The 24,420-nt window shown below is 68.0% G+C and carries 24 protein-coding genes; 9 read left to right on the top strand and 15 right to left on the bottom strand.

What is annotated here, in order from left to right; genetic code table 11:
• The first annotated feature begins 26 nt into the window (after window positions 1-26).
• The gene (locus tag E4J89_RS09165) at window positions 27-605 is read left to right on the top strand and encodes a GNAT family N-acetyltransferase (RefSeq protein ID WP_136785816.1); all 579 of its coding nucleotides are present in this window, start codon (window positions 27-29) and stop codon (window positions 603-605) included.
• A gap of 50 nt (window positions 606-655) precedes the next feature.
• Here the strand turns inward: E4J89_RS09165 and E4J89_RS09160 are convergent, their stop codons facing one another.
• On the bottom strand, window positions 656-1,549 hold the full coding sequence (locus tag E4J89_RS09160) for a rhodanese-related sulfurtransferase (protein ID WP_136785815.1): 894 nt from the start codon (window positions 1,547-1,549) through the stop codon (window positions 656-658).
• A gap of 122 nt (window positions 1,550-1,671) precedes the next feature.
• Here E4J89_RS09160 and E4J89_RS09155 point away from each other — a divergent pair, with 122 nt between their 5' ends.
• Together E4J89_RS09155 and E4J89_RS09150 are read left to right on the top strand one after the other, a co-directional pair.
• Window positions 1,672-2,346 (top strand): GNAT family N-acetyltransferase, encoded by a 675-nt coding sequence (locus E4J89_RS09155; RefSeq protein WP_136785814.1) that lies wholly within the window; start codon window positions 1,672-1,674, stop codon window positions 2,344-2,346.
• 90 nt (window positions 2,347-2,436) lie between these two features.
• On the top strand, window positions 2,437-4,791 hold the full coding sequence (locus tag E4J89_RS09150) for a DEAD/DEAH box helicase (protein ID WP_136785813.1): 2,355 nt from the start codon (window positions 2,437-2,439) through the stop codon (window positions 4,789-4,791).
• Between the two features lie 59 nt (window positions 4,792-4,850).
• Here the strand turns inward: E4J89_RS09150 and E4J89_RS09145 are convergent, their stop codons facing one another.
• The 7 genes from E4J89_RS09145 to ssd form a co-directional block, all read right to left on the bottom strand.
• Window positions 4,851-5,294, bottom strand: a complete 444-nt coding sequence (locus tag E4J89_RS09145) for an Rv3654c family TadE-like protein (RefSeq protein WP_136785812.1) — start codon at window positions 5,292-5,294, stop codon at window positions 4,851-4,853.
• Window positions 5,284-5,631 (bottom strand): TadE family type IV pilus minor pilin, encoded by a 348-nt coding sequence (locus tag E4J89_RS09140; RefSeq protein ID WP_240691813.1) that lies wholly within the window; start codon window positions 5,629-5,631, stop codon window positions 5,284-5,286. Before E4J89_RS09140 ends, E4J89_RS09145 begins: the two co-directional genes overlap by 11 nt.
• Before the next feature lie 102 nt (window positions 5,632-5,733).
• On the bottom strand, window positions 5,734-6,063 hold the full coding sequence (locus E4J89_RS09135; RefSeq protein WP_136785810.1) for a DUF4244 domain-containing protein: 330 nt from the start codon (window positions 6,061-6,063) through the stop codon (window positions 5,734-5,736).
• A gap of 126 nt (window positions 6,064-6,189) precedes the next feature.
• Window positions 6,190-6,750: a type II secretion system F family protein gene (locus E4J89_RS09130; RefSeq protein ID WP_136785809.1), complete on the bottom strand. Its 561-nt coding sequence runs from the start codon at window positions 6,748-6,750 to the stop codon at window positions 6,190-6,192.
• The gene (locus E4J89_RS09125) at window positions 6,747-7,553 is read right to left on the bottom strand and encodes a type II secretion system F family protein (RefSeq protein WP_136785808.1); all 807 of its coding nucleotides are present in this window, start codon (window positions 7,551-7,553) and stop codon (window positions 6,747-6,749) included. The genes E4J89_RS09130 and E4J89_RS09125 overlap by 4 nt, the downstream gene beginning before the upstream one ends.
• On the bottom strand, window positions 7,550-8,707 hold the full coding sequence (locus E4J89_RS09120; RefSeq protein ID WP_240691819.1) for a TadA family conjugal transfer-associated ATPase: 1,158 nt from the start codon (window positions 8,705-8,707) through the stop codon (window positions 7,550-7,552). The genes E4J89_RS09125 and E4J89_RS09120 overlap by 4 nt, the downstream gene beginning before the upstream one ends.
• A 5-nt stretch (window positions 8,708-8,712) precedes the next feature.
• Window positions 8,713-9,819 carry a septum site-determining protein Ssd gene (gene ssd, locus E4J89_RS09115; protein WP_136785806.1) on the bottom strand — a complete coding sequence of 369 codons (1,107 nt, stop codon included), beginning with the start codon at window positions 9,817-9,819 and terminating at the stop codon, window positions 8,713-8,715.
• A 111-nt stretch (window positions 9,820-9,930) separates the two neighbouring features.
• On the opposite strand from ssd, the gene E4J89_RS09110 reads away from it, so the two are divergent.
• Both E4J89_RS09110 and E4J89_RS09105 read left to right on the top strand, forming a co-directional pair.
• On the top strand, window positions 9,931-11,637 hold the full coding sequence (locus E4J89_RS09110) for a bifunctional 3'-5' exonuclease/DNA polymerase (protein WP_240691812.1): 1,707 nt from the start codon (window positions 9,931-9,933) through the stop codon (window positions 11,635-11,637).
• 213 nt (window positions 11,638-11,850) lie between these two features.
• A complete protein-coding gene (locus E4J89_RS09105) occupies window positions 11,851-13,701 on the top strand; it encodes a hypothetical protein (protein ID WP_136785805.1) in 1,851 nt (616 codons plus the stop codon).
• Here the strand turns inward: E4J89_RS09105 and E4J89_RS09100 are convergent.
• Genes E4J89_RS09100 through E4J89_RS09090 form a run of 3 tightly spaced genes read right to left on the bottom strand, consistent with a single transcriptional unit; the run spans window position 13,592 to window position 16,708 of the window.
• Window positions 13,592-14,254 (bottom strand): CoA pyrophosphatase, encoded by a 663-nt coding sequence (locus E4J89_RS09100; protein ID WP_240691818.1) that lies wholly within the window; start codon window positions 14,252-14,254, stop codon window positions 13,592-13,594. The genes E4J89_RS09105 and E4J89_RS09100 overlap by 110 nt on opposite strands.
• Window positions 14,255-14,298: 44 nt before the next feature.
• Window positions 14,299-15,114 (bottom strand): endonuclease III, encoded by an 816-nt coding sequence (nth, locus tag E4J89_RS09095; protein ID WP_240691811.1) that lies wholly within the window; start codon window positions 15,112-15,114, stop codon window positions 14,299-14,301.
• Entirely contained in the window at window positions 15,107-16,708 is a 1,602-nt protein-coding gene (locus E4J89_RS09090; protein ID WP_136785804.1) for a hypothetical protein, read from the bottom strand. Before E4J89_RS09090 ends, nth begins: the two co-directional genes overlap by 8 nt.
• Window positions 16,709-16,996: 288 nt before the next feature.
• Between E4J89_RS09090 and acs the strand changes: the two genes are divergently transcribed.
• From acs to E4J89_RS09075, 3 genes are all read left to right on the top strand, one after another.
• Complete coding sequence (acs, locus tag E4J89_RS09085) at window positions 16,997-18,976, top strand: acetate--CoA ligase (RefSeq protein ID WP_136785803.1); 1,980 nt, start codon at window positions 16,997-16,999, stop codon at window positions 18,974-18,976.
• A 138-nt stretch (window positions 18,977-19,114) separates the two neighbouring features.
• The gene (gene aroQ, locus E4J89_RS09080) at window positions 19,115-19,567 is read left to right on the top strand and encodes a type II 3-dehydroquinate dehydratase (protein ID WP_136785802.1); all 453 of its coding nucleotides are present in this window, start codon (window positions 19,115-19,117) and stop codon (window positions 19,565-19,567) included.
• 11 nt (window positions 19,568-19,578) lie between these two features.
• Entirely contained in the window at window positions 19,579-20,643 is a 1,065-nt protein-coding gene (locus E4J89_RS09075; protein WP_136785801.1) for a DUF2332 domain-containing protein, read from the top strand.
• Here the strand turns inward: E4J89_RS09075 and E4J89_RS09070 are convergent.
• Window positions 20,640-21,824: a MarP family serine protease gene (locus tag E4J89_RS09070; RefSeq protein ID WP_136785888.1), complete on the bottom strand. Its 1,185-nt coding sequence runs from the start codon at window positions 21,822-21,824 to the stop codon at window positions 20,640-20,642. The two genes, E4J89_RS09075 and E4J89_RS09070, sit on opposite strands and share 4 nt — an antisense overlap.
• A 252-nt stretch (window positions 21,825-22,076) precedes the next feature.
• On the opposite strand from E4J89_RS09070, the gene E4J89_RS09065 reads away from it, so the two are divergent.
• Window positions 22,077-22,754 (top strand): Crp/Fnr family transcriptional regulator, encoded by a 678-nt coding sequence (locus E4J89_RS09065; RefSeq protein ID WP_127512919.1) that lies wholly within the window; start codon window positions 22,077-22,079, stop codon window positions 22,752-22,754.
• An 86-nt stretch (window positions 22,755-22,840) separates the two neighbouring features.
• Here E4J89_RS09065 and E4J89_RS09060 read toward each other — a convergent pair whose 3' ends face one another.
• The 3 genes from E4J89_RS09060 to E4J89_RS09050 are packed head-to-tail and all read right to left on the bottom strand — an operon-like array spanning window position 22,841 to window position 24,409.
• Window positions 22,841-23,773, bottom strand: coding sequence for an NUDIX hydrolase (locus tag E4J89_RS09060; protein WP_136785800.1), 933 nt, complete (start codon window positions 23,771-23,773; stop codon window positions 22,841-22,843).
• Complete coding sequence (locus E4J89_RS09055; protein ID WP_136785799.1) at window positions 23,757-24,251, bottom strand: RidA family protein; 495 nt, start codon at window positions 24,249-24,251, stop codon at window positions 23,757-23,759. Before E4J89_RS09055 ends, E4J89_RS09060 begins: the two co-directional genes overlap by 17 nt.
• Before the next feature lie 2 nt (window positions 24,252-24,253).
• Window positions 24,254-24,409: a DUF4177 domain-containing protein gene (locus E4J89_RS09050; protein ID WP_136785798.1), complete on the bottom strand. Its 156-nt coding sequence runs from the start codon at window positions 24,407-24,409 to the stop codon at window positions 24,254-24,256.
• Window positions 24,410-24,420: the final 11 nt, after the last annotated feature.

The raw sequence follows: 24,420 nt of genomic DNA, 5'->3' as shown, positions 1-24,420 counted from the left end.
CGGTGGCCCGGTGGTTAAATGACTGCATGCTCGTCACCACCACCCATCTTGAACAAACCGATCCTGCCCAGCTGATTCCCGGGTCTCGTCCGCTGCCGGATGACACGGCCGTTGTCCAGGTACGCGGCATCAGCCCGGAGTTCAGCAAGTTCCTCTACCGGAGTGTGGGCAGCAGTTGGAACTGGTCCGACCGGCTGGTGCTCACGCGCAGCGAGTGGGAACAGGTGGTCCGCACGCCCGGCTCGGAAACCTGGGTGCTGTACACCGCCGGTGCGCCGGTCGGCTACGTGGAACTGCTGGGCCGCCCCTCCGAGGCGGGCACCGACGTCGAAATCATGTACTTCGGTCTGTTCCCCGAGGCGATCGGCCGGGGTTTGGGCGGTGCCTTGCTGGCCGAAGGCATCCGGCAGGCCTGGCGCCTGGACGGACGCTGGGACGGGTTCCCACCGGTGCAGCGGGTCTGGGTGCACACCTGCTCGTTGGACGGGCCGGCGGCTGTGGCCAACTACCAGGCGCGCGGCATGAGCGTGTTCAAGACGGAATTTGAGGAAACCGAACCGCAGGATGCGACCGCTGGGCTGTGGCCGGAGACCGCGTCCGTGTAAACCTCCGCTAGGCCGGGCTGTGGCCTGAGACCGCGGCGGTGTAACCGCCGCTAGGCCGGGCAGCCGTCCGGGCAGCGCAGAGTTTGCGGGTCCGCTGCGCACGCCGAGCAGTACAGCGTCAGCTGGCGGCATTCGGCGTTGGAACAATTCTCGAACTTGCTGGTCGGCGCCTGGCAGCGGACACATTCTCCAATGGTTTTCGCGTCCGGCGTGAACTCGAGGTGCATGCGCTGGTCAAAAACGTAGAGCGATCCCTCCCACAGTCCGGCGTCGCCGAAGGTCTCGCCGTAGCGGACAATTCCGCCGTCTAGTTGGTAGACCTCTTGGAAGCCCCGGTTGACCATCAGGGAGGAGAGGACTTCGCAGCGGATCCCGCCGGTGCAGTAGGTGACCACCGGTTTGTCCTTGAGGTCGTCGTACTTGCCCGAGTCCAGTTCCTTGATGAAGTCGTGCGTGGTGGCGACGTCCGGGACGATGGCGTCTTTGAACTTGCCGATCTGTGCCTCGAAGCCGTTGCGTCCGTCGAAGAACACCACGTCGTCGCCCGCTGCCTTCTTCGCGTCGATGAGCTGGTGCAGTTCTTCTGGGCGCAGGTGCTTGCCGCCGCCGACCACGCCGTCTTGGTCCACTTTGAGCTCGCCTGGCGCGCCGAAGGAGACAATTTCGTCACGGACCTTGACGCTCAGGCGCGGGAAGTCCGCTGCCCCGCCGTCCGACCATTTCACGTCCAGGTCGCGGAACGCCGTGTACTCGCGCGTGGTTTTCACATACTGCTTCACGGCGTTCAGCTCCCCGCCGACGGTGCCGTTGATGCCGTCCTTGGAGATCAGGATCCGGCCGCGCAGGCCGAGTTTCTCGCACAGCGCACGCTGCCAGAGCCGAACAGCATCCGGGTCCGGCAGCGGGGTAAAAGCGTAATAAAGCACAATCCGGTTCAAAGCCACCCATCAAGATTACGCGGTGGTAAGGAGTCCAAAATTGCCTGCTGGCGTGGATATTGCGATTGTGACAGGGTTGTCATCGCTTTCAACTGCCGCACAGGGCCGCTGTTCGGTACAGTCCTGCTATGGGCAACGAATACACGACTGACGTTCCGGACGATGTCCTTTCCGTCTGGGTTGCCGGCTGGTCAGCCTGCCGGGGTTACTCCTCCGAAGAGGTTTCCGGCCACCCTGCGGTGCTGCTGGCCGACAAGACCGGAGACTGGGAATACTTTGCGTTTGAGCCCGGCGATGAAGAGTTCGCTGCCGTAGCCCGCGACACCACCAAGTCTTCGGGACGGATTTTCACGGTCCTGACCCGCAACGCGCAGCGGATCCACGAGCTGGCGCCGCAGCACGGCCTGCGCGTCCACCACAATGCCCAGTCGCTGATGGTCACGGACATGTCCGGCCAGGACGCCGAGGATCCGTGGTACCGCGACGCCGATTTCAAGACCGAGCTGGAGAAAACCGGCAGCGTCCACCGGGTCCGCGTTGTGCATGAAGGCAATGAGGCGGCGCACGGCGTGGTCGCCGTCGTCGACAATGTTGCGGTCTTCGATCACATCGAAACCGACATTAATTACCGACGCCGGGGATTGGCCACGCACGTGATGCGCGCGCTGATCGCTTCCACCTTCGAACACATGGTGGATACCGGCCTGCTAATCGCCTCGCACGACGGCCAAATGCTCTACAACCATTTGGGCTGGGACACCGTCTGCGACGTGATGATCCTCAAGCCGGCCACGGAGAACTGATCCGTTTAGACTGGCGCTCGCGGCCTTGAACCGCCGGGCGGTCCCGGGAGCAGTTCCGGTTGCCTCCCGAGGTGATGACACAATATTCGGGTGGCCCTGCACGACTCCTTGATTCCGCTGCTCGGTTCCGGTCCGGAGCCTGAGCAACTGGTGCACGTCCGCGAACTCCCGGCCCGGGAGGCCGTGATCGAGCCGTGGCCAGGATGGGTCCACGACGATGTCCGCGCTGCCTACGCGATGCTCGGCGTGCACCAGCCGTGGCGGCACCAGGTTCGGGCGGCCGAGAGCGCCCACGACGGGCGGCACACGATCATTGCCACCGGGACAGCCTCCGGAAAATCGCTTGCCTACCAGGTGCCGGCGCTGGATGCCATCCACCGGACCGCCCTGGCAGACACCGTCAGCTTGGAGCCCAGCGGCGCCGTCGCCCTCTATCTGGCCCCCACCAAGGCACTGGCAGCTGACCAGTTGGCCGCGATCAAGGCGCTGAAACTGCCCACCGTCAGGGCGGAAACCTACGACGGCGACACCGACCCCGGCGCGCGCCGCTGGATCCGGGATCATGCCAACTTCGTCTTGGCCAATCCCGACATGCTGCACTTCGGCATCCTTCCCAATCACGCCTGGTGGGCGCGGTTTTTCCGCCGGCTGCGGTACGTGATCATCGACGAAGCGCACAGCTACCGCGGCGTGTTCGGCTCGAATGTGGCCAACTTGATGCGCCGGCTGCGCCGGATCTGCGCCAGCTACGGTGCCGATCCAGTCTTCATCGGGGCCTCGGCCACCTCCGCCGACCCCGGAACCTCGTTCGGACGGCTGATCGGCGCCGACGCCGAGGCCGTCACCGAAGACTGTTCGCCGCACGGGTCCACGACGGTGGCTTTCTGGGAGCCTCAGCTCACGGAGCTTAAGGGCGAGAACGGAGCCAAAGAACGGCGGACTGTGGTCGCCGAGACGTCCGACTTGATGGCCAATCTGGTGTCCGCGCAGGTGCGCACGATCGCTTTCATCAAGTCCCGCCGCGGCGCCGAGACGATTTCCTCCATTACCAAGCGGCTGCTGGACGACGTCCACCCCTCGCTGCCCGGGCGGGTCGCAGCGTACCGCTCCGGCTACCTCCCGGAGGAACGGCGCGAACTGGAAGCGAAGCTCCGGTCCGGGCAATTGCTGGGAGTCTCCAGCACCTCGGCGCTGGAACTGGGCATCGACATTTCCGGGCTGGACGCCGTGTTGGTCGCGGGCTGGCCCGGAACCCGCGCTTCCCTGTTCCAACAGATCGGCCGGGCCGGCCGGTCCGGCCAAGACGCGCTCGCTGCCTTTGTGGCCAGCGATGACCCGCTGGACACGTACCTGGTGCACCATCCCGAAGCGGTGTTCGACGTCTCCGTGGAAGCCACTGTGTTCGACCCGTCGAACCCCTATGTCCTGGGCCCACACCTGTGCGCGGCTGCCCAGGAGCTTCCGCTGACCCCGGCGGACATCGGGTTGTTCGGTACTGCGGCCCCGGGGCTGCTCGACCGGTTGACTACCGAAGGCTACCTCCGCCGCCGGCCCGCCGGCTGGTATTGGACCCATCCGGAAAGCGCCGCCGCCATGGTCAATCTGCGGGCCGACGGCGGTGGTCCGATCAGCATTGTCGAGTCGGAGTCCGGCACCCTGCTCGGAACCATGGACTCGCCGCAGTCGCACTATCAGGCCCACAGCGGCGCCGTGTATGTCCACCAGGGAACGACGTATGTGGTGGATGAACTCAACGAGCAGGACCACTGCGCGATGGTGACCCGCGCCAATCCGGACTACTACACGCAGGCCCGGGACATCACGCAGATTGAGGTGCTCGGAGCCGAACGGACCGAGGACTGGGGCGAGGTCCAAGCCTGCTTCGGCGATGTCAAGGTCACCACGAAAGTCATCTCCTTCCAGCGCAAGGCCTTCATCTCGAATGAGATTCTGGGTGAAGAACCGCTGGACCTCGGTGCCCGGGAGCTGTTTACCAAGGCCGTTTGGTTCACCATCGGGGAGCAGCAGTTGGCCTCCGCCGGCCTGGTCACCGCGCGCGTTCCCGGTGCCCTGCATGCCGCCGAACACGCGGGCATCGGGCTGCTGCCGCTGGTGGCCTCCAGCGACCGGTGGGACATCGGCGGCGTGTCGACGGCCCTGCACGCCGACACCGGCAAGCCGACGATCTTCGTCTACGACGGCCATCCGGGTGGGGCCGGGTTCGCCGAACGCGGCTTTGAGGCGGCGCGGACATGGCTGGCGGCCACCCGGGACGCTATCCGTTCCTGCGAATGCGACACCGGCTGCCCGTCCTGCGTGCAGTCGCCGAAATGCGGCAACAAGAACAATCCGCTGGACAAGACCGGCGCGGTCACGCTGATTGAGGCGCTGCTCTCCCACGCCGGCCCTGCCCCGGCAGAACGCCACCAAGCAACGGCGGTGTAGCAGGACAGCGCCGTTGCCTGGCGCCGGATGAGTGTTGCGTCCGGCCCGCCGGCGATCACTCATCTCGCCGGCGGCGGCCCCGCCCGTGCCCGGCCGTTGGCATGCGTCCACTGCCCGTTGATCCAGCCAAAGACCTCGGGCAGCACGGTCCGGGTACGTACGTCGACCACAACGCCGCCTGGTCCCGATCGGCTGCACGCGGACAGTTCGGCGTGCTGCTTGCCTGCTACTTCCGCGGCAAGGCTGCAAGGGTCACCCGCCAGCAGCCCGCGGGCGGCATCGGCGCCGGCCAAGGCAGCCAGGTCCGCTGCCTTGCCGGCCCGCGCCGATGCCATTCCCGCTTGGAGTACCGAGGTGACCACTGCGAGCATCAGGCACAGCAGCAGCACCAGGCCGACGGCAAGGACGGTCCCGGCCCCGTTGTCTTCGGTCTGCCGGGAGGATGCGCTGACCGCCGAACGGCGTGTGGCTGTCCGGGACGGCGGAAGCTCGTTACCGGCCACCGCTGCCTGCTCCCGCCGGAACCGCAGGGTCGGCGCCTAGCTCCACCGGACCGGTGGCCTCCGCGGCCAGTGTCCACCCGCCGAACTCCGGCCAGGGCCCGGGCACCGATGCGGTAACCCGGACAGCCACCCAGCCGCCGCTGCCGCTGTCAGCCACGAGGACAGCCTCGTCTCCGGCAATGGAGCGAACGGTGTGTGCGGCTGCCGCCTTGGTCTCGCCGCGGCCCAGTTGCCGGACCGCTGCCTGGGCTGCCTTCTCCAGATTCAGCTGGGCCGCCCCGGCCGCCGCCCCCGCCAACAGGAACGCCAGCACGACGACGACCGCCGGCAATGCCACGGCAAATTCCGCGGTGACGCTGCCGCGTTCAATGGTGCACCGGCCGTTCGCAGCCACACAGCACTGGCGGTGACGGACTGGACCGCAGCGGCTCCGCATCTCTCAGACCGCCGTTAGTGCGAGTTCCACCAGGCGCGTGAGCATGCCGCGGACTTCGCCGCTGCGCAGGATCAGGACCAAGAGACCAGCGAACGCGACGGCAGCGAGTGTCGCAATGGCGTACTCGGCCGTCGCCATCCCTGCCTCGGAGCCGCCCACGTCGCGCCGGGTCTTCCTGGCCCGGCCGTTGGGTCCTTCAGTGGGAAAAGCAATCACCTCCGCCAGATGACCTGTTTCTTCCTGCTCGGTCCCGGGGGTCTCCAATGGCGCCGGGTTCAGCGGCAGCCGGTTGGGTGCTGTCCGGGTCCGCCTATGTGCCAGTGACAGTGACATATTTTCCTCCTGGATGTGACCGCCGGATTGCGGTCATTCGAGCTTCCCGGACAACGTCACTGTGCTGGCAGGGTCGATCTGTTGCCCGTGCATAACCGGGGCCTCTGCGGCATTGTGGAGGAATGCTTACAACCGGGGCACGAGGGCGACCAGTACCGGCACAACTCCCAGCGCGATGAAGGATGGAAGGGCACACAGGCCTAGCGGGAGCACAAGCTTGGTCCCAAGCGCAGCCGCCCGCTGCTGGTCTTCCTGCCGCCGCCGGCGGCGCAGTTGGTCGGCCTGGGCGAAGAGCACCGCTGCCGATGGGGCACCCGTGGCGGCACCGAAGCGCAAGGAGTCGCGGAGCAGGTCCGTCCCGGGCCCGCGGCCCCCGACCGCCCAGGCCTCCTGCCAGTCCACGCCCAGTAGCAGCGCCGAGGCGACCCGTTGCAGGGCTGACTGCTGGGGTCCATGAGTGGAGGCCGCGAGCGCGGCCACTGCGCTCGGCAGGGACTGGCCCGCGGCCAGCATGGCGCCCAGCAGGTCCAACTGCAGGGCTGGATCTTCAGGCGCTTCCTCATCACCGCGCCTCCGCCGCTCGGCGCCGGAAGCCCGTTTGGCCGGGATGAACCCCGACCCGGACAGCCCCGGCCACAACAGCAACACGGCTCCGAAGAGCAGTGCGCCCGTCAGGACCGGGATCACAAGGAATCCGACCCTGCGGCCCGTCGCACAAGTGCGCGCGACCAGAGGCGTGCGCCAATCATCAGCGCCACTCCAACAACCAGGACAGGCCAGCCCGACGCTGACAGCAGCAGGGTGCTGACGGGGTCGGCGCCCATCACGGTTCCCAGGCCGAGTCCCAGCAACGGCAGCCAGGCGAGCAGGGTAGCCGTCGCTTTCGGTCCCGCCAGCGCAGTCCGGCGCGCCGCCCGGCCATCGAGTCGATCCTGCAGGTGCCGCGCATAATTCTCAAGCAGCAGCGCCAGCGGCGCCCCGGTCCTTTCGGAGACCTCCCAGCAGGAGGCCAGGTCATGCCACATGCGATGTGCAGCTGCGGCGGCAGTATCCGCCCGTCTGGCGCTGGCCGGCGGTGGCCGGCGCAGAACCGGTCCGATGCCCAAGCCCAGTTCCGCGGCTTGGGCTGCTGCCTGCAGACGGGGCAGCAGTATCTCGAAGTGTTCCGTTGGTACTCCGGGCGCGAGCCCCGTCCGGCCCGTCTTTCGGCCACCCTGCCGCTCGTCTTCAGGCCGTCCCGGTGAAGCGTAGACCGCGAGCATGTCCGGCCAGAGCTGTGCCGGGGCACGCCCCGAACGCAGCAGAGCGGCCAACTGCCGCACGAACAGGGGCAACTGGTCCAATTGCGCCGCAGCGGCTTGGCTCCTCCTGCCCTTGCTGACGGCCTTGAGCCGGCCGCCTTCGCCAGCGTCCGCTGGAAGAGGCCGCCTCGATGGCAACAGCAGCAGGCAAGCGGCGGCGGTCAGCAGAAAAACAGCAAGCCCGGTCACGGGAACAACCGTCCGCGCAGTTCGTCCCAGCCGGGGCCGTAGCGGACGCTGGCCCCATCGGCGGCCAACGCCGTGAGGGTCTGTAAACGTCCGTCGTCGCTGGTTTGCAGCAGGCAGACTTCCTGCACGCACCTCCCTGCATCGGTCCGCTGCATCGAGATCACCAGATCCAGCGCGCTTGCTGCCTGCAGCGCGATCGAGTCGGCGTTCATTCCTGCGAGCGCGCCCATCGCTGCCAGCCGTGCCGGCACGGCTGCCGCCGCATTCGCGTGGATGGTGCCGCCGGCGCCTGTGTGACCGGTATTCATCGCGGCCAGGAACTCCCGGACTTCCGCCCCACGGCATTCTCCGACCACCAGCCGGTCCGGGCGCATGCGCAGGGCCTGCCTGACCAGCTCTGCCATTCCGACCGCTCCGCTGCCCTCGACGTTGCTGGTCCGGCTTTGCAGGCCCACCACGTGCGGGTGTCCCGGATTCAGTTCTGCGGCGTCCTCAACCAAAACCATCCGTTCCCGCGGCGAGACGGTTCCCAGCAGGGCCGCGAGCATGGTGGTCTTGCCGGACCCGGTTGCGCCGCAGATCAGGAAATTGAGCCGCCGGAGCACAATGGCTTCAAGGTACGGCTGCCATTGCGGGGCGGTAGCGAGCAGTTCCGAAAGTGCGAAGCGGCGCGGGCGGTGCAGGCGGATCGACAAGAGGGTGCCGCCGGTGGAGACCGGCGGCAGCACGGCATGGACCCGGTAACCGGCGAGGTGCACATCTGCGCACGGATTCCCGTCGTCAAGCCTGCGTCCGCCGGCCGCGACCAGACGTGCGGCCAGTGCCCGCACCTCGGCATCGCTGCCGAATGCAACCTCGGCCCGACGCAAGCCGCCCTCGCCGTCGGTCCAGACATCGTGCGGGCCGTTCACCAGAATGTCCGTCACCCGGGCATCGGCCAGCTGCTGCAGCGGCCCGAGACCGCGCAGCTCCGCGGCCAGCGAATCGACGGCCTGCAAGGTACCGGCCGTTCCCAACAGCCGTCCGCTTGACTGCACTGCTGCCGCCAGTCGTGCCCCGGTCACCGGCGACGGGTCCGACAACACCGCATTGCGGAAGGGTTCCATGCTGATCTCGCGGGCCTCCGCCGGTGCCGCCCGGCGCCCGCGGCCCATGCTATTCATGCCAGCCTCCCAGGTTGGTGTCCGGATTCCAGCCGGTCCAGCAAGCTGGCACATAACGCGCGGATCCGCCTGTTGGAGGCCAGCTCCAATAGCCGGCCGTCATGCTGGCTGGCCGGCACCGCCCGTAGCTGCGGCAGGTATCCGGCCAGCGACACACCCAGACCGTCGGCAATCAGGTGTTCGTCGGTCCCCGGCGGCAGCGGCCCCCTGACGACCACGTGGATGTTGGCACCCGAGCCGGCTGCAGTGGCTGCCGCAGTCGCAGCAGCCCGCCTGGACCGCAGATCTGCTCTGGTCAGCAGAACAATGTCGTCCGCGGGTCGCCCGATGTCAGGACTGCTCCCCAGCCGGCCGGCGTCAATAACCACCAAACCAAAAGCGCCCGCAGCGGCTGACAGGATTTCCGCCGCCGTATCGGCCTCCGGCACCTCCGTAAGGGTTTCTTTCCCGGCTCCGGGCCAGGACAGCAACGAGAAGCCGGCGATGGCCGGCAGCGACGCGGCAAGTTGGACCGGATTCACCGTTCCCTGCGCTTCCGCCAGATCCGGCCAGACCAGTCCCGGGACATCGGCGGCGCCCAGCGCCGACGAGAGCCCGCCGCCCAGCGGATCCGCATCCACCAACACTGTGGCTGTCCCGGAGCGCGCTGCCTCCGCGGCCAGCCAACCGGCGAGCGCCGAAGTCCCTACCCCGCCGCTGGCCCCGTGCAGGGCCACTATTTTCCCCGCAGTTTCACGCCGCCGGGTCCGGCTCAAGTATTCCGCCAGCCATGCCGCGCCGTCGGGAAGCACGGCCACCCGGCCCGCGCCGGTCGAGGCAGCCAGATCCCAGAGAGCGGGCGCCTCATCGAGGAAACCCACCACGACGAGTTCCGCAGCCGTCCGCAGCGTCCGGGCGTACCCGGTTCCCAACAGCACCGGGGCGCCACCGGGCGCAGGCGCCGGCGCTCCCGTCGGGTCCTCGGGGCGAAGCGCCAGCCCCGCAGCCGCCGCGATCCGGGCGACTTCATCACGCAGGCTCCCAGTGCCGCCCAGGAGCACGACGTCGGCCGCTTCGTCAGGTCTCCATGCCGCACGTTCCTTGACCGTTTGGTGTCTTGGCATGCTCCGAGCGTGCCGCGAGTTCGGCCGGTGTGGCTCCGGCACGCCTTGCCGATGTGTATGGCGGCGGCCAGCCGTGCGGTTGTGGAGGACAGGTCAGGGGAGAATTGAGGCGTGTACATCGTCCTGGCGTCCGCAGCGCGGAACGTTTCCGTGCAAGCAGGCATGGAATCCGCAGCGTACCTACAGCGCACCGACGCCCATGGCGCGCCCACCGCGCCACCCGCCGTCGTGCCCGCCGGACAACTGGCCGAGACGGTCCGGAGCCTGGACGCAGAGACGCCCCGCTGGGTCTTCGAATCCACCCGTGATGATTATCTGCCGTTGCTCGCCGCCGGGGCGGGCGTGGACCGGAGCCACGATCTGGCGTTGGTCCGCAGCATCCTGTCGCTGTCCGTCTACGCCCCTGACACGGAATACATCCGCGCGCTCCGGGAGAAGCCGCTGGTGCACCAGGACGACGAACTCCCCCGCCAGCTGCCACCGCTGCCGCAGTCCCCGGACCAGTTCACGCTCTTCGACGCACCGCAGGCCAGCGGGACAGCTCTGGAAGACCTGATGGCGGAGTTGCAGGACCAGTTGGCCGCTGTTGCCGCCTCGCCGCAGCGCGGCCGGCTGCAGCTGCTGCTGGCCGCCGAATCAGCCGGCGCCCTGATAGCCGCCGAAATGGAGCACTCGGGAGTTCCGTGGAGCGAGGACATCCACTTGGACATCCTCTCTTCGCATCTGGGAGCGCGGCCGCGGGAAGGCCAGCGGCCGGAGAAACTGGAGGATCTGGCCATCAAGCTCGGACAGGAGTTGGCCAATCCCAACTTCAGCCCGGACTCCCCGCAACAGCTCATCCGTGCCCTGCATCGGGCGGGCATCGAGGTTAAGACCACCAGTTCCTGGGAGTTGAAGGAACATTCGCACCCGGCGATCGAACCGCTGCTGCAGTACCGCAAGCTCTCCCGCCTGTTCACGGCCAATGGCTGGACGTGGCTCGATGCCTGGGTCCGGGATGGCCGTTTTAGGCCGGAGTACGTTGTGGGCGGCGTGGTCACCGGCCGCTGGGCCTCGCGCGGCGGCGGTGCCCTGCAGATACCGGGCCAGATCAGGGATGCGGTCCGTCCGGATCCCGGCCGCAAGCTCATTGTCGCCGACGCGGCCCAGCTGGAACCCCGTGTCCTGGCTGCGCTGGCACAGGACTCCGCGTTGGCAGCGGCGGGGCGGGGCAAAGACCTTTACCAAGGAATTGCCGACGTGGGTTTCGGCGGTGACCGGGCCAAAGCGAAGATCGCCATGCTCGGCGCCATGTACGGGGCGACCACCGGTGAGTCCGGCCGGCTGATGCCCCAGCTCACCCGCACTTATCCGCAGGCCATCGCAGTGGTCGAACGCGCGGCGCGGGCGGGCGAAGCAGGCCAGGTGGTCAGCAGTTACCTGGGCCGCAGCTGCCCGCCACCTTCTGACCGCTGGCTGGCCGCCCAACGGACCACCACCGCGGAGGAGCAGCGGCGGGCGGACGGCCTGGCTCGCAGCCGCGGGCGCTTCACCCGCAACTTCGTGGTGCAGTCCACTGCTGCGGAATGGGCACTGTGCTGGCTGGCGGAATTACGACGCCGGTTGCGCGGCTGTGCTGCCGAAGGCTCCCCTGTGGGGGACATGGTGTTCTTCCTGCACGACGAGGTCATGCTCCATGTCCGCGAAGACCGGACGGACGTGGCCCGCCGGCTGGTCGAAGAGTCGGCCGCTGCAGCCACCCGTCTGGTCTTCGGCCGGATCCCGGTTGATTTCCCGGTGAGTGTGGCGGTCGTCGATTCCTACGCCGACGCCAAGTAGATCCTCCGGACCATTCCCGGTGGAGTTATCCACAATGCGCGTCCTTGCCATGGCCGGCTTTCGCTTTCCGCCGTAGCGTCATGTCCCACGATGGACGGTTTGCGGCCGACGGTGCGGCCGGGTGCGGTCCCCGGTGCGCGCGGGCGCGGCCGGCAGCGGCCGCGTGCGGTCGGGTGCGTTCGGGTGCAGTCGGGTGCCGGAGGAGGGATGCGAATGGGAGTGCTGATCGTCGACACCGTTGCCCTGGAGGAGGCCGCAACGGCGGCCGGGACGGCAGCCGCTGGCTACGAGGATTTGCGGGCATCGGCAAACGGCCGGCTGGGCGTCGGCGCCGGGATGTCAGGCTGGGAGGCGGAGGCTTCGCCCTGGGGACACGGCTATGACCGGGACGCGGCGGAACTGCTGCGCGGAGTGGAAGGTCTCGCTGCCGCGTACGGTCGGCTCCGGTATTCCACCCAGTGGGCGGCGGCCCTCTACCGGTTTGCGGAACAGGCAGCGGCGGGATCCGCCGCTGCCTTCGAGCAACCCGCGCCTCCGGGCGGCGAGCGCTGCCTTCCCCTGCCACCTTCAGCCGTCGGCGGCAGGTTCCCGCTGCTCCCGGAACTGGGGCAGCTGATTGCCGATGCAGCCGGCGTGTCCTGGCCGTCCGGCGATGCCACGGCATTGCGGAGCATCGCCGGTGCCTGGCAGGACATCGGCCGAGAGATAAGGACACAGGCTGCCGCCACAGAGCGAGCGGCGACCGGTGCGCTGGCAGGTCTTCGCGGGACGGATGTGCTCCTGCTGCGCGACGCGCATGGTGAACTCCTGACATGCGCATCCGTCTTGGCAGATGGGTGTGACGCCCTCGCCGAGGGATGCAACGAGTACGCCGGGGCCGTGGAACTGGCGCACCGGCAACTGGTTGAGGAGGCCACGGCCTTCACCCGCGATGTCGCCCTGACTCTGGGCGTGAGCATGGCGCTGGCACCGGTCAGCGCAGGGCTCTCGGTGTGGATCTCCGGCGCCGCCGGCGCTGCACGGCTCGCTGCTGCGGCATCCATCTTCCGCTCGGTGGTCGCTGTGCTGGGGGCGGCATCGGCGAGAGCCGCGGCCGCGGGGGCGGCAACGACGGCCCGGATCACCGCGGTGTCGAACCGCTTGCGCAGGGTCGCAGCTGTAACCAGCGCTCTCGCAACCCGCGGTTTGGCCAAGGCTTCCACCCGGACGCAGACGGCCGTTGCCTCCGAGCGCATGGCCGCGGCCCGGGCACTGGCGCGCCGCCACGGAGACTCGTTCCTCGGCGTGCTGGCCGCAGGGCCGGAAAGCCTCATACTCCAGCTCGCTGGCCAGACGGCCCAACGGCGGCTGACGGCACAGCTGGCGCCGCAGCTCCTCTCCCCGGTGCCGATCGCGAACCCGGTGACCTCCGTGCTGAAGCCAGGCAGGCTGGTGCCGTTCGTTTTCTCGGTCTTCACTGCCTACAACTGGGTCCAGCGAGCCGACAGTGCGTGGACCTTGGCGACGAAGGACTCTTGGCTGAGGCAAATCCTGGGCACCGGCGGCGGTAGCGCCCTGCCGCCAGCACCGGACAAGCGGTCGCCCGTGCCACGCCCGGATCCCACAAGCCCGGGGCCGTCGCCGCCGCCTAAGTCATCGCCCTCGCCACGCCCGGGGCCCTCGCCACAGCCGGTGGCATCGCCCTCGCCACGCCCGGGGCCCTCGCCACAGCCGGTGGCATCGCCGGAGCCACGCCCGCGGCCCTCGCCACAGCCGGGACCCTCGCCGCTGCCGTCGCCGTCGTCGTCGCCGCACCCGGCCCGTGGGCCAGGTCCTGACTCAGGGCGCAAGGCCACCACTGACCCGAAGGATCCCTTGCGGCCGCCCGTTGGCAGTACCACCCGCCCCTACCCGGAGCCTGTGCCTGCTCCCCCGCAGCGCACGGCTCCCCCAGGGTTTGGCCTGCAGCATACCGTCAGTCGTCGCCCGGGCGAGGAGCGACCGGGGCAGGGATCTCGTTGGACATGTCCCACTCCAACGTCCAGCCCAGATCATCGAAAAGATGGCTCAACAGGATCGCGGTAAAGCCCCAGACCACCACTCCGTGAACCAGGAAGGCCGGACTGCGGAAGACCTGGTCACCACGCCGGAGCACCGACATGCGCCGGTTGGCAGGGTCGAGCAGGTCCGCGACCGGAACGCGGAAAACCTGTGCGGACTCGGCGAAATCCACCACCGCCACCGGCGAGGGAGAAGCCCACCAGGCCAGGACGGGAGTGACCAGGAAGTTGCTGACCGACAGCGGGATGTCCGGCAGGACTCCCAGAACCTCGACCCCGGTGGCGTCCAGCCCGGTCTCTTCCACCGCTTCACGGACTGCTGCGGCGACCGGGCCGTCGTCGTCGGGATCAATGGAGCCACCCGGAAAAGCCACCTGCCCTGGGTGCGAGCTAAGGTTGGCTGCGCGCTCCACGAAGAGCACGTCAAGGTCATCCGGCACGGCGGAATCGTGGAAGTGGGCCGGCGCATCGTCCAGCGCACCGAAGAGCAGGAGCACCGCTGCCGGCCGGACAGCTTCCGGGTCCAGGGCGGCGTTATACCAGCGCTCGCGTTCACGGACGGAAAGCCGCTGTTCCATCGGCAGCTCCATCAACCGCTGCAAATCCTTTTTGGCGCTCACGGTCAGGCTCCCAGCGGAAAACCTGCGGCGCGAAGCTCCTGGCGGGTCTCACCGGCCATCATCCGGGCCAGAAGTTCCTCACGCCCCGGCGCCAATTCGTACTTCAGCAATTTCCTGGCCTTCTCAGGATCGACTTCCCCTTCACCGTAGGACGGGCACCATTGGGCCACCGGGCAGGCACCGCAGGCCGGCTTGCGGGCATGGCACACCCGGCGGCCGTGGAAAACCACATGGTGCGAGAGCATGGTCCAGTCCTTGGGTTCGAACAGTTCCGCAACGTCGAATTCCACCTTGACGGCGTCGGTGGAATCGGTCCAGCCGAAACGGCGCGACAGCCTGAGGAAGTGCGTGTCCACGGTGATCCCCGGGATGCCGAAGGCATTGCCGAGTACCACGTTGGCGGTCTTGCGCCCGACGCCGGCGAGCTTGACCAGGTCTTCGAGGTTGCCCGGGACCTCGCCGTCGAATTCGTCGACGACCTGGCCGGCCATCTTGAGCAGGCTCTGGCTTTTGGCCCGGAAGAATCCGGTGGGTTTGATCAGCTCCTGCAGTTCCGCCTCATCTGCCTCGGCCAGTGCGCGGGCATCCGGATAGCGTGCGAAGAGCACCGGCGTGGTCATGTTGACCCGGACGTCGGTGGTCTGCGCGGAGAGGATGGTTGCCACCAGCAGCTCGAAAGGATTGCGGAAATCAAGCTCGGCCACCGCGTAGGGGTAGTGTTCGGCGAGCTCCTTGTTGATCCGACGTGCCCGGCGTTTTCGTGCCAGCAGGGATTCCTCGGTCTTGCGCCGGCGGGTAGCCGGCGCCTTGTTAGGCACGCTCAATGTTCGTCAGGTCCCTCAGGACGCCCACGCGCCCGTCCGTGTGCTGGACCAGGAATTCGTCCCCCCGGTCCTGCAGCGCAAGGATCCATGAGCCGGGTTCGACGGTAAACATGACCTGGCCGGTGTTCTCGTCCAAGACCGGGCGGGTGCGTCCGACGGCGAACCAGAAGGCTTCGTACTCCTCCTCGGCTTCGTCGTAGGCATCACGCGTCGCGCTGATCGGAGACGACGCCGAGGCAGCCTTGGCGGGGTCGCGGTCGGCACCGTTCGCTGCGACGGACGGCATGGCCGCGGTGGCCGCTTCCGGGACGGCGTCCGCACGAGTCGCGCCGGTTCGAGCTGATGCTTCGCCAGTGGCAGCCGTGCCTGTCCGGGCTGCGGTTGGCTCGGCAGCAGCCGCAGTCTCGCCGGCCCCGGCTGGCTCAGCAGCGGCGGCCGCCCCACCGAGCGCTCCGCCGGCAGGAACCGCCGTCTCGGCCGGCGGTTCACCGGTCCGGGCCTGTGCCACGGTGTCGCCGGGATTCTGGGTCTCGGCGACGCCAGCTCCGGCTGTCTCCGGAACCGATTGGCCTGCGCCGGACGGGTCAGGGCTTCCCACCACCGTTTTGGCGGAGTACCCCACGTCGCGGGCCACACCGTCAGCGGCGAGGGTAGCTGCCCGCGTGGTTGCGGATGCGCTCGAGTCTTCCGTTACCGGGATGCCGACGGCCTCCCCGTCTGCGGCACCGGGCGCGACGGAGTCGTCGGCTTCGAGGTCTGTTGCCTGCTGCACTCCGACCGGGGTGGCTGCGGTCTCCCGCCCAGCGGCATCGGTCGAGGCTCCGTCGGCAGTTTCCCGCTCTTGCGTGGCTTGCACGGCTGCGGCAGCACCCGCAAAGCCGGCTGCCCCGTTGCCGGATGGCGCGGCAAACTGGCCGGTGCCCGGCTGCTGCGCGCTGCCTCGGTCCCAGCCGGCTGCAGCCGGGGCTGTGGCTCGATAGCCACCGGTTGTACCGCCCTGGACCGCCTGATCGTGTGTGGCGGGCTCTCCCCCTTCCGTGCCGTACGGTGCGCCGGGACGCTGGGCGGCAGGCTTCGCGGCCTTCGGCTTGGGGGCGGCCGGAACGGCATCCCGCGCCACCGGGTGGGCCGGCATCTCGGGACGGCCCGCGAAATCTGCGGCCAATTGCGGGATCCAGCGTCCGCAGACGGTCCCGGCGAAGAGGACCAGCGCGCCGATGAAGCCAATGACTCCGCTGACGCTGTAGACGGTGACGATGGTCAGGAAGTAGAAGGCCAGGGCCAGTGAGGCCACCACCGAGGCGAATTGATCAACCGACAGGGAGCCGATCCGCAGCGGCGTTTGCGGTGCCAGGCGGCGCACCACAAAGAGCACCAGTACCACCGCCGGCAGCAGGATGCCCAGTGCCAGCTGGAACAGCCCGGCCGAATTCCACAAGTTCACCCCGATGCCCCGGATGACTTCAAGAGGCAACACCGAGGACAGGAACAGCAGAACGATGCCGGCGCCCACCACCAGGTCTCGCGCGGTGAAGGGGCCGGCCACCGCGGTTCCTGCCGTGGCGTGGGTCTGGGAGCTCTGTGACATCGTCGTTCCTCCGGGTCGTTGCGGTTGCAGAGCGGGCCGGGCCCGCGTGCAACGTTCTGGCGCTGGTCTCAGCGTAGTCAAGGAACCAACCCTTCACTAGCCGGATCACCGCCGTCGAACGCACTGACTTGTGCCGTTCAGCGCAGATTCAAGACCTTTTGCATCGAGCTTTGTGACGGCCGACACTGCGGAAGGCGAACAAAGGATTAGGCTGAAAAGCAGCAGATGCGCCCGGCCAACCGAAGCGGGCGCACGCCAACGACCGCAGCAAAACGAAGGGGCCTTCTTATGTCTGAAGCCAACGGAACGCAGACTTCCACCGCCGCCGGCGATGCCTTGGAGAACCTGCTCCAAGAGAACCGCAAGTTTGCGCCGAGCGCTGAATTCGCGGCGGCAGCGGTGGCCAAGCCGGGTGTTTACGCGGAAGCCGAGGCCGACCGTCCGGCTTTCTGGGCCCAGCAGGCCCGCGCGGTCCTGTCCTGGGACAAGGACTTCAGCCAGGCCCTGGACTGGTCCGAGGCGCCCTTCGCCAAATGGTTCGTGGGCGGCGAGCTGAACGCTGCCTATAACGCGCTGGACCGGCACGTGGAGAACGGTCTGGGCGACCGGGTGGCGATCCATTTCGAGGGCGAACCCGGCGACACCCGCAGCTACACGTACGCGCAGCTGACCGAAGAGGTGAAGAAGGCCGCCAACGCGTTCGAATCCCTCGGCGTGGCCAAGGGCGACCGGGTGGCCGTCTACCTGCCGATGATCCCGGAAGCGGTGATCACCATGCTGGCCTGCGCGCGGATCGGCGCCGTGCACTCGGTGGTCTTCGGCGGTTTCTCCGCCGATGCGCTGCGGTCCCGGATTGATGACGCAGAGGCGAAACTGGTGGTGACCGCCGACGGCACCTGGCGCCGCGGCAAGCCCTCCCCGCTCAAGCCGGCCGTGGACGAGGCTCTTTCCGCCCCCGGGCACACCGTGTCCAACGTGGTGGTGGTCAAGCGCAACGGCGAGCCGGTGGACTGGCACGAGGGCCGCGACCAGTGGTGGGCGGACACCGTGGAGACCGCCTCCGCGGAACACAGCCCGGTGCCGCACGACTCCGAGCACCCGCTGTTCATCCTCTACACCTCCGGCACCACCGGAAAGCCGAAGGGCATCCTGCACACCACCGGCGGCTACCTCACGCAGACCGCCTACACCCACAAGGTGGTCTTCGACCTGAAACCGGAAACCGACGTGTTCTGGTGCACCGCTGACATCGGCTGGGTCACCGGCCACTCCTACGTCACCTACGCCCCGCTGATCAACGGCGCCACGCAGGTCATGTACGAGGGCACCCCCGATTCGCCGCACCAGGGCCGCTGGTGGGAGATCGTGGAAAAGTACAAGGTCTCCATCCTCTACACCGCGCCGACCGCGATCCGCACCATGATGAAGTGGGGCGAGGACATCCCGGCCAAGTTCGACCTGTCGTCCATCCGCGTCCTCGGCTCCGTGGGCGAACCCATCAACCCGGAAGCCTGGATGTGGTACCGCCGCGTCATCGGCGGCGACAAGGCTCCGATCGTGGACACCTGGTGGCAGACCGAGACCGGCGCGCACATGATCGCCCCGTTGCCGGGCGTCACCGCCACCAAACCCGGCTCCGCGCAGGTCGCCGTGCCGGGCATCGCCGTGGACGTGGTCGACGAACTCGGCGCCTCCGTCCCGGACGGGCACGGCGGCTACCTGGTGGTCCGCGAGCCGTGGCCGGCCATGCTGCGCGGCATCTGGGGCGACCCGGAGCGGTTCAAGGAAACCTACTGGTCCCGGTTCGAGAACATGTACTTTGCCGGCGACGGCGCCAAGAAGGACGACGACGGCGACATCTGGCTGCTCGGCCGGGTGGACGACGTCATGAACGTCTCCGGCCACCGGCTCTCCACCACCGAGATCGAATCCGCGCTCGTGTCCCATCCCGCGGTCGCCGAAGCCGCCGTGGTCGGCGCCAAGGACGAAACCACCGGCGAAGCCGTCGTCGCCTTCGTCATCCTGCGCGGGAACGCGGTCACAGACCCGGACATCGTCGCCACACTGCGCAACCACGTGGGCAAGGAGATCGGCCCGATCGCCAAACCGCGCACCATCCTGGTGGTACCGGAACTGCCCAAGACCCGCTCCGGCAAGATCATGCGCAGGCTCCTCAAGGACGTCGCGGAAGGACGTGAAGTCGGCGACGCCACCACCCTGGCCGACAACACCGTGATGCAGCAGATCGCCGCCTCGCTGAAGGGCTGACGCCGAGCCACAATCCATAGGTCGGAGGCGCCCGCTGCCAGTAGTGGCGGGCGCCTCCGGCCTATGGGCGAAGACAACCGCGTGGAATCGCGCGTAACAGGAAAATCGCCGGCTTCGCGATTGAGGCATAGTAAAGGCATGACAGCAGACACCCCCGCATCCCGCCGCGTCCTGGTACTCAACGGCCCGAACCTGAACCTGCTCGGCACCCGCGAGCCCCAGGTGTACGGCACGGCCACCCTGGCGGATGTGGAGAAGCTGGCCACTGAGGCCGCGACGGCGCACGGCTGGACCGCCGAGTGCGTCCAGTCCAACCATGAAGGCGCGCTGATCGATGCGGTCCACGCGGCCCGGGACACGGCCGATGCGATCATCATCAACCCGGGCGGCTACAGCCACACCTCCGTGGCCCTCCGCGATGCCCTCTCCGGTGTGGCGCTGCCGGTGGTGGAAGTGCACATCACCAACATCCACAAGCGCGAACAATTCCGCCACCACTCCTACATTTCCGGCGTTGCCGACGCGGTGATCGCGGGCGCCGGCATCACCGGCTACCGGTTGGCGGTCGAATACCTCGCCGAGGTCCTGTAGCGGGATAGCGCGTGGAGACGGCTGGCTGGTACCGGAACTTCGGATTGTATGAGGCCGCGGGCCAATCCGAGACCTACGTCGAGTGGACCTTGGGCATCAGCCAAGACCCCGAGGTCCTGGACTTGATCAACGCCCTCCCGCCGGCGAAACGCCAGCCCAATCTGGTCCTTGCTGCAGCCCGCTCGCTCGGCGTCGGCACCCCCGACTACGCCGGCTTCCGCAGGTTCCTGTTGTCCCATGGGGATGCGGTCCGTGCCGTGGCCCTGGCCCGATCCACCCAGACCAACGAGCCCGGCCGTTGCGCCGTCCTCCTGCCGTCCCTGGCCGCCATCGCCACGGCCGAGGCGAAGCCGCTGGCTCTGATCGAAGTGGGCGCCTCGGCCGGCCTGGTGCTCTATCCGGACCGCTACCGCTATCAGTACGACGGCGGAGCGATCATCGCGCCACAGACCGCGCCTTCCGCCGGAGCCGGGTCACGAAACAGCGGTGCTCCACCGGCCGACGGGACCGCGCCGGAGCCTCCCATCCTGGCCTGCGCGACCTCGGGCAACCCTCCGCTGCCGACGTCGCTGCCCGACGTCAGCTGGCGCGCCGGGATCGACCTGAACCCTTTGGACGTGACAGCCGCCGGTGACGTTGCCTGGCTGGAGGCATTGATCTGGCCCGGCCAGGAGTTTCGTGTCCGCCGGTTGCGCCGGGCCGTCGAGGTAGCCCGACGCGATCCGCCTCGCCTGGTGGCCGGCGACCTGAACCAACTGCTTCCCGAACTCGTCTCCCAAGCACCCCAGGATGCGGTCGTCGTCGTGCTCCACTCAGCGGTGCTGGCCTACCTGCCGGAGCCTGACCGACTGCGGTTCCGCACCATTATTGACGGGCTCATCCGGGACCGGGGCGTGCATTGGCTGGCGAATGAAGGCCCGGGCGTCATGCCGATGCCTACCGACTGCTCCGGCGTCCCGGGTCTGGATGACCGGACGCAGCGGGGCCGCTTCCTGCTCTCCCACAACGGGCGGCCGGTCGCCACTACGGGTCCGCATGGCCAGTTCCTGGACTGGCTCCCGCCGGAAAGCGCTTAGCGGGTCACGCACTGGCCGGCGGAGATGGTCTCCTGGTAGCCGGATGCCGCGTCCACCACCGGCTGGACCTCCGCCAGCGTCAGCGCGTAGCCCACCGGCACGTTCTGCGTGGACTTGGCGAACACCACACCGGCAACGTTGCCGTCGGCGTCCAGCAGGGGTCCGCCGGAGTTGCCTTGCTTCACGTCCGCGGCCAAGGTGTACACCTCAAGCGAGGACGGGTCCGCACCGTAGATATTCTGGACCAGCACCTGGGAACGGCCCTGGACTGTGGCCGGGTTGCTCTGGAACGGGCCACCGGCGGGGTAGCCCTGGAAGGCGGCAAAGTCGCCGTCGGACAGTTCCCCGCCCAAGGGCAGCGGCCGCACGTTCAAGCCGTCCACGGCCAGTACGGCCAGGTCACGCACAGCGTCAAAGAACACCACTCGTCCCGGCAGCACCCGTCCGTCCGGGATCTCCACCACCGGTTCATTGACGCCGGCCACTACGTGCGCGTTGGTCAGCACACGGTCCGGTGCCACTGCAAAACCCGACCCCGTCTGGTTCTGTCCGCACTGGAAGGCCGTTCCGGCAATCCGCAGCACCGATGCCGACGCTTCATTCAGCGCCGCGGTGTCCGTGCTGGTGTCGGGAACCTGCGCCGGTTCGGCCGGTGCCTGCGGGTCCAGCACCATCGGGATGCCATCCGCCACCACGACGGAACGCACTTGGGCCGCCCAGGCCTTCACCGGGTTCGGGGTCAGGTGGTCGATGGCGGCGATCACCTTGGAGGAGGCAATCTGCTGGGAGACGAAAGGCACACCCATGGTGCCCAGGCTGAACGCCAGCATGGAGACCACCAGCGCCGTCACGGCGAGGTTCATCGCCCCGCCCAGCAAACGGTCCACCGGCCGCAGCGGGGGGAAATCCATCCGCCGCCTGATGCCGGCGCCGATCCCCGATCCGAGGGCATGGCCCAGCACCACCAACAACACCGCCACGGCGATGGTTGCGGAGAGCCGCCATCCGCTGTCCGGCACCCACTGGCTGACCAGCGGGATCGCGAAGAAGGCAGCGACGGCTCCGGCCACGATGCCCACGATGCCGCCGAGCGTGACCACAAACCCCTTGCGCAGGCCGGAAACCAGGTAGGACAAGAGGATCAGAAGGAGGACGATGTCCAAGATGGTCAGGCCGAAAATCACACATTCTCCGTAGCGGTCGGATGTGCACTAGTCTAAGCCGTCCACCTGTGGGAATTATTCCGGCAGCCTGACCGTTGACCACTCCGGTAGATGCTGCGCGGCCCATGATGCCGCCGGTTTTCCCGTCCTCTGGGAGCGAAAAGCCTTGTGGAAGATGTCACAAACGCTTTACATACGGCAAAATGGTAGCCAGTGCTCCCACGGGCGAGCAGCCTGACACACGCCGAACAGTACTAAATTGGAGAATTCATGGACGTAGAGATCCTTCGCCGCGCACCTCTTTTTGCCACCCTTGACGACGACGTGTTTGCAGCGCTGACCGACGAGTTGACCGAGGTCGACCTGTCCCGCGGCGCTTCGGTGTTCCGCGAAGGTGACCAAGGCGACCAGCTCTATTTCATCGTCTCCGGCAAGATCAAGCTCGGGCGCACCGCCAACGACGGCCGCGAAAACCTGGTAGCCATCCTCGGCCCGGGCGAGCTTTTCGGCGAGATGGCCCTGTTCGACCCGAGCCCGCGCAGCACCTCCGCGACGGCAGTTTCCGAAACCCGCCTGGCCGGGCTGAAGAACGAGAACCTCCGCGGCCTGCTGGAGACCCGACCCGAGGTTTCGGCGCAGCTGCTGCAGGCCCTGGCCCGCCGCCTCCGCCGCACCAACGATTCGCTGGCCGACCTGGTCTTCTCCGACGTCCCGGGCCGTGTTGCCAAGGCCCTGCTGGACCTGGCCGACCGCTTCGGCCGCCCGGCTACGGACGGCATCCTGGTGGCGCACGAGCTGACCCAGGAAGAGCTGGCCCAGCTGGTGGGCGCTTCCCGTGAAACGGTGAACAAGGCGCTGGCCGAGTTCGTCCAGCGCGGCTGGCTGCGCCTGGAAGCACGCGCCGTGGTCATCCTGGACATCCAGCGTCTGCGCCAGCGTTCCCGCTGATTCTCCACGGAAAAAGTACGACGGCGGGGGCTCACCTGTAGGTGGGCCCCCGCCGTCGTCCGTGGATGGCTGTGGTGATAGCGGGCTCAGCGCCCCCGCTGGACGGCCCCGCCTTCGGCAGCGGCGCTGGCCACCACCTGCAGCATCGGTACACCGTCCACCAGCACCAGCTCCGGATGGTAGCTGCGCTGCGGGCGCTTGTGGGACAGGTAGGCGATGCAGCCGCGGGCCGACGCGATCTTCTCCACGATGATCTCCACCGCGGGCGACGTCACTTCACTGAAGGTGAGCCCCCTCGTATCCGGTTGGTCCACCGCATCGCCCAACGCCGTGGTGTCCCGCCCCGCCAACAGCTCCTGCGCCGGCAGCCACTCAGCCCAAACGCCCTTGCTCTCCAACAGGGAAGGCCTTTGGGTGGCCGGCTGGGCGGCGGAGAAGTAGCGCGTGTCGAACCGGCGGTGGGCGAAGTCCGGGCTCAGCCAGTTGGACAGCGGCTTGAGCAAATCAGTGCGCACGCCCAGCCCGCGCCGGGCAAGGGCCTCGGCGAAGGTCTTCTCCTGCCCGGCCACCGCCTCGCGGGTGCGCATCCAGTCCGCGCCGGAGGTGGATTCCGGCAGGCTGGACTCGTCCGGGCCAGCCAGCAGCACGCCGGTTTCCTCGAACAGCTCGCGGATCGCGGCCATCACATGGGCCTGGGCGATGCGATGGTCGCTGATCCCCATGCTCTCGGCCCATTTGGCCGGAGACGGCCCGAACCAGGTGACGGGCTCGCCGTCGGCATCATCCAGGCTGCCGCCGGGAAACGCCACCGTGCCCAGAGGAGAGGAGCCCGACCGGTAGCCGAGGTAGGTTTCGGTACCGGCCGCCCCGTCCCTGACCAGGACCACGGAGGACGCAAGGCGCGGCTTCCGCGGCGTGCGTTCCCCGTGCTCGAACCAGCTGTGGGCGGCGCCCAGCTGGTCAGGAGGCAGCGGGAACAGCCGCTGCTCCTCCCGAAGCGGACTAGCTGAATTCGGCAATCAGTTCTACCTCAACCGGCGAATCCAAGGGCAGCACTGCCACCCCGACGGCGGAGCGCGCGTGCGCGCCAGCGTCGCCGAGGACCTGTCCCAGCAGTTCGGACGCCCCGTTAATCACGCCCGGCTGGCCAGTGAAGGAAGGATCGGAGGCAACAAAACCGACGACTTTGACGATCCGGGTGATCCGGTCCAAGTCGCCGATCACGCTCTTGACGGCTGCCAGCGCATTCACCGCGGCCGTCGCAGCCAGCTTCTTGGCCTCGTCGGCGCTGACCAGGCCGGCGCCGTCGCCCACCTTGCCCACGGCCGGCAGTTCGCCCTGCACAAACGGCAGCTGCCCGGAGGTGTAGACGTAGTTTCCGGTGACTACCGCCGGCACGTAGGCGGCCACCGGAGCTGCGACCTCCGGCACAGACAGGCCCAGTCCGGCGAGCCGTTCTTCGACGACGGACATCCGGGCTTCGGTCGTTTCGCTCATGGCTACTGCTTCTCCCGCTTCAAGTAGGCAACCGGGTTGGTCCCGTTCGGGCCCGGGATGACCTGGACGAGCTCCCAGCCGTCGTCGCCCCACTGATCAAGAATCTGCTTGGTAGCGTGGATAATGAGCGGAATTGTCGCGTATTCCCATTTGGTCATGAGTCAAAGCC

The sequence above is a fragment of the Arthrobacter sp. CAU 1506 genome, assembly GCF_005047635.1.
GTDB lineage: Bacteria > Actinomycetota > Actinomycetes > Actinomycetales > Micrococcaceae > Crystallibacter.
This window is presented reverse-complemented; position numbering and strand designations above follow the sequence as displayed.

Bases quoted from the DNA above. Each gene is read 5' to 3' on its own strand.
- E4J89_RS09090 (WP_136785804.1), bottom strand. From the start codon at position 16,708: ATGTCACAGAGCTCCCAGACCCACGCCACGGCAGGAACCGCGGTGGCC.
- acs (WP_136785803.1), top strand. From the start codon at position 16,997: ATGTCTGAAGCCAACGGAACGCAGACTTCCACCGCCGCCGGCGATGCC.
- E4J89_RS09050 (WP_136785798.1), bottom strand. From the start codon at position 24,409: ATGACCAAATGGGAATACGCGACAATTCCGCTCATTATCCACGCTACC.
- aroQ (WP_136785802.1), top strand. From the start codon at position 19,115: ATGACAGCAGACACCCCCGCATCCCGCCGCGTCCTGGTACTCAACGGC.
- E4J89_RS09105 (WP_136785805.1), top strand. From the start codon at position 11,851: ATGGGAGTGCTGATCGTCGACACCGTTGCCCTGGAGGAGGCCGCAACG.
- E4J89_RS09165 (WP_136785816.1), top strand. From the start codon at position 27: ATGCTCGTCACCACCACCCATCTTGAACAAACCGATCCTGCCCAGCTG.
- E4J89_RS09100 (WP_240691818.1), bottom strand. From the start codon at position 14,254: ATGGAACAGCGGCTTTCCGTCCGTGAACGCGAGCGCTGGTATAACGCC.
- E4J89_RS09055 (WP_136785799.1), bottom strand. From the start codon at position 24,251: ATGAGCGAAACGACCGAAGCCCGGATGTCCGTCGTCGAAGAACGGCTC.
- E4J89_RS09120 (WP_240691819.1), bottom strand. From the start codon at position 8,707: ATGGGCCGCGGGCGCCGGGCGGCACCGGCGGAGGCCCGCGAGATCAGC.
- E4J89_RS09155 (WP_136785814.1), top strand. From the start codon at position 1,672: ATGGGCAACGAATACACGACTGACGTTCCGGACGATGTCCTTTCCGTC.
- ssd (WP_136785806.1), bottom strand. From the start codon at position 9,819: ATGCCAAGACACCAAACGGTCAAGGAACGTGCGGCATGGAGACCTGAC.
- E4J89_RS09065 (WP_127512919.1), top strand. From the start codon at position 22,077: ATGGACGTAGAGATCCTTCGCCGCGCACCTCTTTTTGCCACCCTTGAC.
- E4J89_RS09135 (WP_136785810.1), bottom strand. From the start codon at position 6,063: ATGTCACTGTCACTGGCACATAGGCGGACCCGGACAGCACCCAACCGG.